The following is a 9,798-nucleotide window of genomic DNA, read 5'->3' as shown; positions in this document are numbered from 1 at the left end:
GTCAGACCTCCACGACCACAGGCAGGATCATCGGCCGGCGACGGTAGGTGTCCGAGACCCACTTGCCGAGGGTCCTGCGCACCAGCTGCTGGAGCTGGTGCGGTTCGACGACCCCGTCCTGGGCCGAGCGTTCCAGCGCTTCGACCACCTTGGGGAGCACCGCGGCGAAGGCCGAGTCCTCGATGCCGGACCCGCGTGCCTGGACATGCGGTCCGCCCGTGATCTTGCCGGTCGACGAGTCGATGACCACGAAGACCGAGATGATGCCCTCGTCCCCGAGGATCTTGCGGTCCTTCAGGGCCGGCTCGCCCACGTCACCGACCGAGAGGCCGTCGACGTAGACGTATCCGGCCTGGACCTTTCCGGAGATGCGCGCCTTGCCCTCGACGAGGTCGACGACGACTCCGTCCTCGGCGATGACGATGCGGTCGTGCGGGACGCCGGTCAGGGCGCCCAGTTCGGCGTTGGCGCGCAGGTGGCGCCATTCGCCGTGGACCGGCATCAGGTTCTTCGGGCGGCAGATGTTGTAGAAGTACAGCAGCTCGCCGGCCGACGCGTGGCCCGAGACGTGGACCTTGGCGTTGCCCTTGTGGACCACGTTCGCGCCCCAGCGGGTCAGGCCGTTGATCACGCGGTACACCGCGTTCTCGTTGCCCGGGATGAGGGACGAGGCCAGGATCACCGTGTCGCCCTCGACGATGCGGATCTGGTGGTCCCGGTTGGCCATGCGGGAGAGCGCGGCCATCGGTTCGCCCTGCGAGCCGGTGCAGACCAGGACGACTTCGCTGTCCGGAAGGTCGTCCAGCGTCTTGACGTCCACGACCAGGCCCGGCGGGACCCGCAGGTAGCCGAGGTCACGGGCGATGCCCATGTTGCGGACCATGGAGCGGCCGACGAACGCGACCCTGCGGCCGTATTCGTGCGCCGCGTCCAGGATCTGCTGGATGCGGTGGACGTGGCTGGCGAAGCTCGCGACGATGATCCGCTTGCGGGCGCCGGCGAAGACCTGGCGGAGGACGTTCGAGATGTCCCGCTCGGGCGGGACGAACCCGGGTACCTCCGCGTTCGTCGAGTCCGAGAGGAGGAGGTCGATGCCCTCCTCGCTCAGACGCGCGAAGGCGTGCAGGTCGGTCAGGCGGCCGTCCAGCGGAAGCTGGTCCATCTTGAAGTCGCCGGTGTGCACCGCCATGCCCGCCGGAGTGCGGATGGCGACGGCCAGCGCGTCCGGGATGGAGTGGTTGACCGCCACGAACTCGCAGTCGAAGGGGCCGATGCGCTCGCGGTGCCCCTCCGCCACCTCGAGGGTGTACGGACGGATGCGGTGCTCCTGGAGCTTGGCCTCGATGAGCGCCAGGGTCAGCTTGGAGCCGATCAGCGGGATGTCCGGCTTCTCCCGGAGGAGGAAGGGGACACCTCCGATGTGGTCCTCGTGACCATGGGTGAGGACGATGCCCTCGATGTCGTCGAGACGGTCCCGGATGGACGAGAAGTCCGGCAGGATCAGATCGATTCCGGGCTGCTCCTCCTCCGGGAAGAGCACTCCGCAGTCGACGATCAGCAGGCGGCCGCCGTACTCGAAGACCGTCATGTTGCGGCCGATTTCGCCGAGGCCACCGAGGGGCGTGACCCGGAGGCCGCGCTTGGGGAGCGCCGGGGGCCGGCCCAGTTCAGGATGCGGATGACTCAAAAGACTCTCCTCACCACACGCGCCACGTACCGGTGGGCACGTGGCGCGCGTGACGTTCGTGCAGAAGCAGTTGTCGTGTTGGGGTGCGGGCACCGGTGGCCCGCGTATTCAGTTGTGAAGTCCGTGCGTGCGGTGGCGCGGTGGTGCCAAGTCTGTTGTCAGAGCTGTACCCCGCCGGCAGCAAGATCGATCTTGAGCTGCTCCGTTTCCTCGGGCGTGAGGCCGACCATGGGAGCGCGCAGCGGACCGGCCGGCAGGCCCTGGAGGGCGAGCGCCGCCTTGGTGGTCATCACGCCCTGGGTGCGGAACATGCCGGTGAAGACGGGGAGCAGCTTCTGGTGGATCTCCAGTGCCTTCTGTACGTCACCCGCGACGTGCGCGTCCACCATGGCGCGCAGTTCGGGCGTGACGACGTGGCCGACGACCGAGACGAAGCCGACCGCGCCCACGGAGAGCAGCGGCAGGTTCAGCATGTCGTCGCCGGAGTACCAGGCGAGGCCGGAGCGTGCGATGGCCCAGCTGGCGCGGCCGAGGTCGCCCTTGGCGTCCTTGTTCGCGACGATCCGCGGGTGCTCCGCGAGGCGGACCAGCGTCTCGGTGTTGATCGGGACGCCGCTGCGGCCGGGGATGTCGTAGAGCATGACCGGCAGGCCGGTGGCGTCGGCGATGGCCGTGAAGTGCAGGTACAGGCCCTCCTGCGGGGGCTTGTTGTAGTACGGCGTGACGAGCAGGAGGCCGTGTGCGCCGGCGCGTTCGGCGGCGTGGGCCAGCTCGATGCTGTGCTGGGTGTTGTTCGTGCCGACTCCGGCGACCACGTGGGCCCGGTCGCCGACGGCCTCCAGGACGGCCCGTACGAGGTCCGCTTTCTCCGCGTCGCTGGTGGTGGGGGACTCGCCGGTGGTGCCGTTGATGATCAGGCCGTCGTTGCCTGCGTCCACCAGGTGGGCGGCGAGCCGCTGCGCGCCGTCGAGGTCGAGTGCGCCGTCCGCCGTGAAGGGCGTGACCATGGCGGTGAGGACCCGCCCGAAGGGGGTCTGCGGAGTGGAGGTCGGAGCCATGGGTTACACGCTACTCGTTGCTCAGGGCGGGGTCTGCCCTAGGGGGAGGCGGCAGGTCGGACGAGACGTGGAGCCCGGCACTGCCTGCTCGGGGGTTCAAGCAGTGCCGGGTCCCTTTGATCAGGCTAGATGAACTTCTCCAAACGCCGCAATACGGACACTTCGCACGGCTGATGCGCACATCTGTGCCCGGCAGGTGTCTGGAGCGGCCGGGTGGTTACGGCGCCACGCGGCCGTTCGCGTTGAAGGCCGCGTAGGTGAGCGGCATGAGCCGGGCCCACTCCTGCTCCATCTTCTCGCCGACCATCTCGATCTCGCGCTGGGGGAAGGACGGGACCTTCGCCAGCTCGTGCTGGGTGCGCAGACCGAGGAAGTGCATCAGCGAGCGTGCGTTGCAGGTGGCGTACATCGACGAGTAGAGGCCGACCGGGAGCACCGCGCGGGCGACCTCGCGGGCGACGCCGGCGGCGAGCATCTCCTGGTAGGTCCGGTAGGCCTGGCGGTAGGAGTCCTCCATCGAGCGGCTCACCAGGTCGTGCTGCTCGGGGGTGCCCTCGACGAAGACGTACTTGCCCGGGCGGCCCTGCTGGACCAGCTTGCGGTCCTGGCCCGGGACGTAGAAGACCGGCTGGAGCTCCCGGTAGCGGCCCGACTCCTCGTTGTAGGACCAGCCGACGCGGTGCCGCATGAACTCCCGGAAGACGAAGATCGGGGCGTTGATGAAGAAGGTCATCGAGTTGTGCTCGAACGGGCTGCCGTGCCGGTCCCGCATGAGGTAGTTGATCAGGCCCTTGGAGCGCTCGGGGTCCTTCTTCAGCTCGTCCAGGGACTGCTCTCCGACGGTCGAGACGCGGGCGGCGAACAGTACGTCGGAGTCGGTCGCGGCGCTCTTGACCAGCTCGACGGTGACGTCGCTGCGGAGGTCGATCTTGAAATCGTCGGCGGGGGTGTCGGTCACGGGTGCAGGGCCTTCCCATCTCGTCTCTTGGCCAGGACACTCTACGGCCCGCGGAATGGGGCGTTCGGTGGCGGGCCGCGATGAAATCGGTGAAAGAGGGCACCCGCCGGGGCGTTCGTTCGTCTGTATGAGTAACAGCATCAGTCACAGCGATGCCCTCAGTCCCGGAAGGGAGACGCAGTTTCCATGATCCGCCGGCGTGAACCCGTGCCGTTCGCCTTCGTCGCCGAAGCCGACAGGTTCCGCAGCAATGTCACACCCCCAACCCCTGAGCGGGCGTCCTTCGGCCAGTTGGCCGGACGATGGCTCCTCGGTCTCACCGTCGTCGCCGGAATCGTGGGCTCCCTGGTGATCGGGATGCCCGCCCTCTCGGCCGACCAGCCCTCCTCGCACAAGCAGCCGTCACAGGCGTCCGACCGGCGCTGAGCGCGCCGCGTTGCCGGTCCTGACTCCATCCGGGGCCCCGAGGGTGGTGACCGGTGACACAGGTCGGTAGCCTCACCGGGCACAGCACATGCCATGGAACGAGTGAGGACCAGCCGTGCCCCTGCCCTTCCTGACGGCCGACCGCGCCTTCGACGCCGCGGACGACGTCGCGCTGCCGTACGACGACCGCGACCTCTGGCGCCGGCCCTACCGGCCGGGACCGTGGCGCGTGGGGGCGGCGGCGCTGATGCTGCTGCTCGCCTCGTTCGTCCTGTTCGCGGCGGTCATCATCGCGGCGACGGGCACGCTGTCCGGCGCCGGAGTCGTCTTCGGCATCGCGGTGGTCGCCATCGCGTGCGCCCTGCGGCTGCTGCGCATGGGCGCGTGGGTGAGCGCGCACGGGGTGCGCCAGGTGAGCTTCCTCAGCACCCGCACGGTGGCCTGGCAGCAGGTCGTCAGCGTGCGTACGGTGCAGCAGCCGGTGCGCTGGCTCGGGCTGCCGCGCACCGTGCAGGGGCAGGCGCTGCTGCTGGTGCGGCAGGGGCGGTCCGGGGAGACCCTGCCGCCGCTGCTGACCACGCACAACGCCGACTTCCTCGCCCGGGAGGGCGCCTTCGACCGGGCGGCCGACGCCGTGGAGGCGTGGGGCGACGAGTACCGGCAGGGCTGAGCGCCCCCGGCGTTCCTGTCCGTTCAGGCCGTCTCGACGTGCTTGCCGTCGTGCAGGGCGATCGCCCGCTGCATCGCCTTGCGGGCGCGCGGGGTGTCGCGCGCGTCGTGGTAGGCGACGGCGAGGCGGAACCAGGTGCGCCAGTCGCCGGGGGCGTCCTCCGTCTCGGCCTTGCGCAGGGCGAACACCGCGTCGGCCGAGTCCCGGTCGACGCGGCCGCTGGGGGTCCGCTTCAGCTCGTCGACGGGCAGTCCGCCCTCGGCGTCGAGTTCGGCGGCGAGGGCGTTGGCCCTGCGGACGAACTGGGTGTTCTTCCAGAGGAACCACACGCCGATCACCGGCAGGATCAGCACCGCGACACCGAAGGTCACGGTGAGCGGCGTACCGGTGCCGATGAGCATGACACCGCGGCTGCCGACCAGGGCGAAGTAGAAGACCAGGACGGCGGCCGTGACGGCGTAGGAGATTTTCGCGCGCATGAGGGTCAGGGGCTCGGTTCGGAGATCGGTTCGGAGATCCGTTCGGGGCTCGGTCCCGGGCTCAGTTCAGGTCCAGGAAGTGTTCCAGGCCGAAGGTCAGGCCCGGGGTGGTCACCACGCGGCGGGCGCCCAGCAGGATGCCGGGCATGAAGCTGCTGTGGTGCAGGGAGTCGTGCCGGACGGTGAGGGTCTCGCCCTCGCCGCCCAGCAGGACCTCCTGGTGGGCCAGCAGGCCGCGCAGGCGGATCGCGTGGACCGGGACGCCGTCCACGTCCGCGCCGCGGGCGCCGTCCAGGGCGGTGGCAGTGGCGTCGGGCGCCGGTGCGGAGCCTGCCTTCTGCCGGGCCTGGGCGATGAGCTGGGCGGTGCGGGTGGCGGTGCCGCTGGGGGCGTCGACCTTGTTCGGGTGGTGCAGCTCGACGACCTCGACGGACTCGAAGTACGGGGCGGCGATCTGCGCGAACTTCATGGTCAGTACGGCGCCGATGGAGAAGTTGGGCGCGATGAGGACGCCCGTCCCCGGGGAGCCGTCGAGCCAGGTCGTCAGCTGTGCGAGGCGCTCGTCGGTCCAGCCGGTGGTGCCGACGACGGCGTGGATGCCGTGGCGTACGCAGTAGTCGAGGTTGTCCATCACCGAGGCGGGGGTGGTCAGCTCGACGGCGACCTGGGCGCCGGTCTCGGCCAGCGTGTCCAGGCCGTCGCCCCGGCCGAGGGCGGCGACCAGCTCCATGTCCTCGGCGGCCTCGACCGCCCGTACCGCCTCGGAGCCGATCCGGCCCTTGGCACCGAGGACGGCCACGCGCAGCTTGCTCATGTTCTTTCGCTTCCTTACCGGGATGGTCAGGCGACGGCGTCGTGCAGCCGGGACGCCTGCTTGTCCTTGAGCGGGCCGATGACCGACAGCGACGGGCGCCGTCCCAGGACGTCGCGGGCGACCGCGCGGACGTCGTCCGGCGTGACCGAGGCTATCCGGGCCAGCATGTCGTCGACGGACATCTGCTCGCCCCAGCACAGCTCGCTCTTGCCGATACGGTTCATCAGCGCGCCGGTGTCCTCCAGGCCGAGGACCGTGGAGCCCTGGAGCTGCCCGACGGCCCGGCCGATCTCGTCGTCGCTCAGGCCGTGCTCGGCGACGTGGTCGAGTTCGTCGCGGCAGATCTTCAGCACGTCGTGCACCTGGGAGGGCCGGCAGCCCGCGTAGACGCCGAAGAGCCCGCAGTCGGCGAAGCCGGAGGTGTACGAGTACACGCTGTAGGCCAGGCCGCGCTTCTCGCGGACCTCCTGGAAGAGGCGGGAGGACATGCCGCCGCCGAGGGCGGTGTTGAGGACGCCCATGGCCCAGCGGCGCTCGTCGGTACGGGCCAGGCCCGGCATGCCGAGGATGACGTGGGCCTGCTCGGTCTTGCGGCCGATCAGCTCCATCCGTCCCGCGGCGCGGATGGTGCGCCGCCCGTCGCGCGGGGCGATGGGCTCGGCCACGGGGTCGCGGAAGGCGCCGGCCTTCTCGAAGGCGGCCCGGACCTGGCGTACGACCTTGTTGTGGTCGACGTTGCCGGCCGCGGCGACCACCAGGTGCGTGGGGTCGTAGTGCTTCTTGTAGAAGCGGCGGATGCGGTCGGCGGTGAGGGCGTTGACCGTGTCGACGGTGCCGAGGACGGGGCGGCCCAGGGCGTTGTCGCCGAACATGGTGTGCGCGAACAGGTCGTGCACGCAGTCGCCGGGGTCGTCCTCGGTCATCGCGATCTCTTCGAGGATCGCCCCGCGCTCGACGTCGACGTCCTCCTCGCGGATGAGCGAGCCGGTCAGCATGTCGCAGACCACGTCGATGGCGAGCGGCAGGTCGGTGTCGAGCACGCGTGCGTAGTAGCACGTGTACTCCTTGGCCGTGAACGCGTTCATCTCGCCGCCGACCGCGTCGATGGCGGAGGAGATGTCCAGGGCGCTGCGCTTGCCGGTGCCCTTGAAGAGCAGGTGCTCCAGGTAGTGGGTGGCGCCGTTCAGCGCGGGGGTCTCGTCGCGGGAGCCGACGTGCGCCCAGATGCCGAAGGTCGCCGAGCGGACCGAGGGGAGGGTCTCGGTGACGATGCGCAGGCCGCCCGGGAGGGTGGTCTTGCGCACCGTGCCGATGCCGTGCTCGCCCTTGATCAGGGTTTGGGTACGGGCGACGGCCCGCGCCTCCGTGGAGGTGCGGGCCGTCGCCTTGGAGCCACGGGACGTCACTGGTCGGCGTCGTCCTTCTTGTCCTCGTCGCCCTCTTCACCCTCGACCACCGGGATCAGGGAGAGCTTGCCGCGGGAGTCGATCTCGGCGATCTCGACCTGGACCTTGGCGCCCACGCCGAGCACGTCCTCGACGTTCTCCACGCGCTTGCCGCCGGCCAGCTTGCGGATCTGCGAGATGTGCAGCAGGCCGTCCTTGCCGGGCAGCAGGGAGACGAACGCGCCGAAGGTGGTCGTCTTGACGACCGTACCCAGGTAGCGCTCGCCGACCTCGGGCATGGTCGGGTTGGCGATGCCGTTGATCGTGGCGCGGGCGGCCTCGGCCTGCGAGCCCTGGGCGGCACCGATGTAGATGGTGCCGTCGTCCTCGATCGTGATGTCGGCGCCCGTGTCCTCCTGGATCTGGTTGATCATCTTGCCCTTGGGGCCGATGACCTCGCCGATCTTGTCCACGGGGATCTTGACGGTGATGATCCGCGGGGCGTTCGGGGACATCTCGTCCGGCGTGTCGATCGCTTCCATCATCACGTCGAGGATGTGGAGGCGGGCGTCACGGGCCTGCTTGAGGGCGGCGGCCAGGACGGAGGCGGGGATGCCGTCCAGCTTGGTGTCGAGCTGGAGGGCGGTCACGAACTCCTTGGTGCCGGCGACCTTGAAGTCCATGTCGCCGAAGGCGTCCTCCGCACCGAGGATGTCGGTGAGGGCGACGTAGTGCGTCTCGCCGTTGATCTCCTGGGAGATCAGGCCCATGGCGATACCGGCGACGGGGGCCTTCAGCGGCACACCGGCGTTCAGCAGCGACATGGTGGAGGCGCAGACCGAGCCCATGGACGTCGAGCCGTTGGAGCCGAGGGCCTCGGACACCTGACGGATCGCGTACGGGAACTCCTCGCGCGTCGGCAGCACCGGCACGATGGCGCGCTCGGCGAGGGCGCCGTGGCCGATCTCGCGGCGCTTCGGGGAGCCGACGCGGCCGGTCTCGCCGACGGAGTAGGGCGGGAAGTTGTAGTTGTGCATGTAGCGCTTGCGGGTCACCGGGGAGAGGGTGTCCAGCTGCTGCTCCATGCGGAGCATGTTCAGGGTGGTGACGCCCAGGATCTGGGTCTCGCCACGCTCGAACAGCGCCGAGCCGTGCACGCGCGGGATGGCCTCGACCTCGGCGGCCAGGGTGCGGATGTCGGTGACACCGCGGCCGTCGATGCGCTTCTTCTCCTTGATGACGCGCTCACGGACCAGGGACTTGGTCAGCGAGCGGTACGCGGCGGAGATCTCCTTCTCGCGGCCCTCGAACTGGGGCAGGAGCTTCTCGGCGGCGAGCCCCTTGACGCGGTCCAGCTCGGCCTCGCGCTCCTGCTTGCCGGCGATGGTGAGCGCCTGGGAGAGCTCGGGCTTGACGGCGGCGGTGAGCGCCTCCAGGACGTCGTCCTGGTAGTCCAGGAAGACCGGGAACTCACCGGTCGGCTTCGCGGCCTTCGCGGCGAGGTCGGCCTGCGCGCGGCAGAGCACCTTGATGAAGGGCTTCGCGGCGTCCAGACCGGCGGCGACGACCTCCTCGGTCGGCGCCTCGGCGCCGCCCTCGACCAGCTTGATGGTCTTCTCGGTGGCCTCGGCCTCGACCATCATGATCGCGACGTCGCCGTCCTCCAGGACGCGGCCCGCGACGACCATGTCGAAGACGGCGTCCTCGAGCTCGGTGTGCGTCGGGAAGGCCACCCACTGGCCGCGGATCAGCGCGACGCGGACGCCGCCGATCGGGCCGGAGAAGGGCAGACCGGCCAGCTGCGTGGACGCGGAGGCGGCGTTGATCGCCACGACGTCGTACAGGTGGTCGGGGTTGAGCGCCATGATCGTGGCGACGACCTGGATCTCGTTGCGCAGGCCCTTCTTGAAGGACGGGCGCAGCGGGCGGTCGATCAGGCGGCAGGTGAGGATCGCGTCCTCGGAGGGCCGGCCCTCACGGCGGAAGAAGCTGCCGGGGATCTTGCCGGCGGCGTACATCCGCTCCTCGACGTCCACCGTGAGGGGGAAGAAGTCGAGCTGGTCCTTGGGGTTCTTCGAGGCGGTGGTGGCCGACAGCACCATGGTGTCGTCGTCCAGGTACGCCACGGCGGAACCGGCGGCCTGGCGGGCCAGGCGGCCCGTCTCGAAGCGGATGGTGCGGGTACCGAAGGCGCCGTTGTCGATGACGGCCTCGGCGTAGTGGGTCTCGTTCTCCACTAGCGTTTTCTCCGTTACTTTGTCGTCTTTTGTCCCTCCTCGCCCGTGTGGCGGGGGGACGGTGGCGGAGAAGCGCTCCGGGCC

9 protein-coding genes are annotated in these 9,798 nt (G+C 69.8%); 2 read left to right on the top strand and 7 right to left on the bottom strand.

Going from position 1 to position 9,798, the window contains the following annotated elements:
• Position 1: 1 nt before the first annotated feature.
• The 3 genes from ACFIF2_RS35120 to thyX form a co-directional block, all read right to left on the bottom strand.
• On the bottom strand, positions 2-1,687 hold the full coding sequence (locus ACFIF2_RS35120; protein ID WP_395577350.1) for a ribonuclease J: 1,686 nt from the start codon (positions 1,685-1,687) through the stop codon (positions 2-4).
• Between the two features lie 158 nt (positions 1,688-1,845).
• Positions 1,846-2,745 carry a 4-hydroxy-tetrahydrodipicolinate synthase gene (dapA, locus tag ACFIF2_RS35115; protein ID WP_395577349.1) on the bottom strand — a complete coding sequence of 300 codons (900 nt, stop codon included), beginning with the start codon at positions 2,743-2,745 and terminating at the stop codon, positions 1,846-1,848.
• 217 nt (positions 2,746-2,962) lie between these two features.
• Positions 2,963-3,703: an FAD-dependent thymidylate synthase gene (thyX, locus tag ACFIF2_RS35110; RefSeq protein WP_395577348.1), complete on the bottom strand. Its 741-nt coding sequence runs from the start codon at positions 3,701-3,703 to the stop codon at positions 2,963-2,965.
• Positions 3,704-3,889: 186 nt separating this feature from the next.
• Between thyX and ACFIF2_RS35105 the strand changes: the two genes are divergently transcribed.
• Entirely contained in the window at positions 3,890-4,129 is a 240-nt protein-coding gene (locus ACFIF2_RS35105) for a hypothetical protein (protein WP_395577347.1), read from the top strand.
• A 115-nt stretch (positions 4,130-4,244) separates the two neighbouring features.
• Entirely contained in the window at positions 4,245-4,799 is a 555-nt protein-coding gene (locus tag ACFIF2_RS35100) for a hypothetical protein (RefSeq protein ID WP_395577346.1), read from the top strand.
• Between the two features lie 23 nt (positions 4,800-4,822).
• On the opposite strand, the gene ACFIF2_RS35095 is transcribed toward ACFIF2_RS35100, so the two are convergent.
• From ACFIF2_RS35095 to ACFIF2_RS35080, 4 genes are all read right to left on the bottom strand, one after another.
• Positions 4,823-5,278, bottom strand: coding sequence for a hypothetical protein (locus tag ACFIF2_RS35095; RefSeq protein ID WP_395577345.1), 456 nt, complete (start codon positions 5,276-5,278; stop codon positions 4,823-4,825).
• A 61-nt stretch (positions 5,279-5,339) separates the two neighbouring features.
• A complete protein-coding gene (dapB, locus tag ACFIF2_RS35090) occupies positions 5,340-6,092 on the bottom strand; it encodes a 4-hydroxy-tetrahydrodipicolinate reductase (RefSeq protein WP_395577344.1) in 753 nt (250 codons plus the stop codon).
• 26 nt (positions 6,093-6,118) lie between these two features.
• Positions 6,119-7,498, bottom strand: a complete 1,380-nt coding sequence (locus ACFIF2_RS35085; protein WP_395577343.1) for a M16 family metallopeptidase — start codon at positions 7,496-7,498, stop codon at positions 6,119-6,121.
• Positions 7,495-9,714 (bottom strand): polyribonucleotide nucleotidyltransferase, encoded by a 2,220-nt coding sequence (locus ACFIF2_RS35080; protein ID WP_395577342.1) that lies wholly within the window; start codon positions 9,712-9,714, stop codon positions 7,495-7,497. The genes ACFIF2_RS35085 and ACFIF2_RS35080 overlap by 4 nt, the downstream gene beginning before the upstream one ends.
• Between the last annotated feature and the right edge of the window lie 84 nt (positions 9,715-9,798).

Origin of the sequence: Streptomyces sp. BK79 (genome assembly GCF_044142145.1) — a bacterium.
Taxonomy (GTDB): domain Bacteria; phylum Actinomycetota; class Actinomycetes; order Streptomycetales; family Streptomycetaceae; genus Streptomyces.
This window is presented reverse-complemented; position numbering and strand designations above follow the sequence as displayed.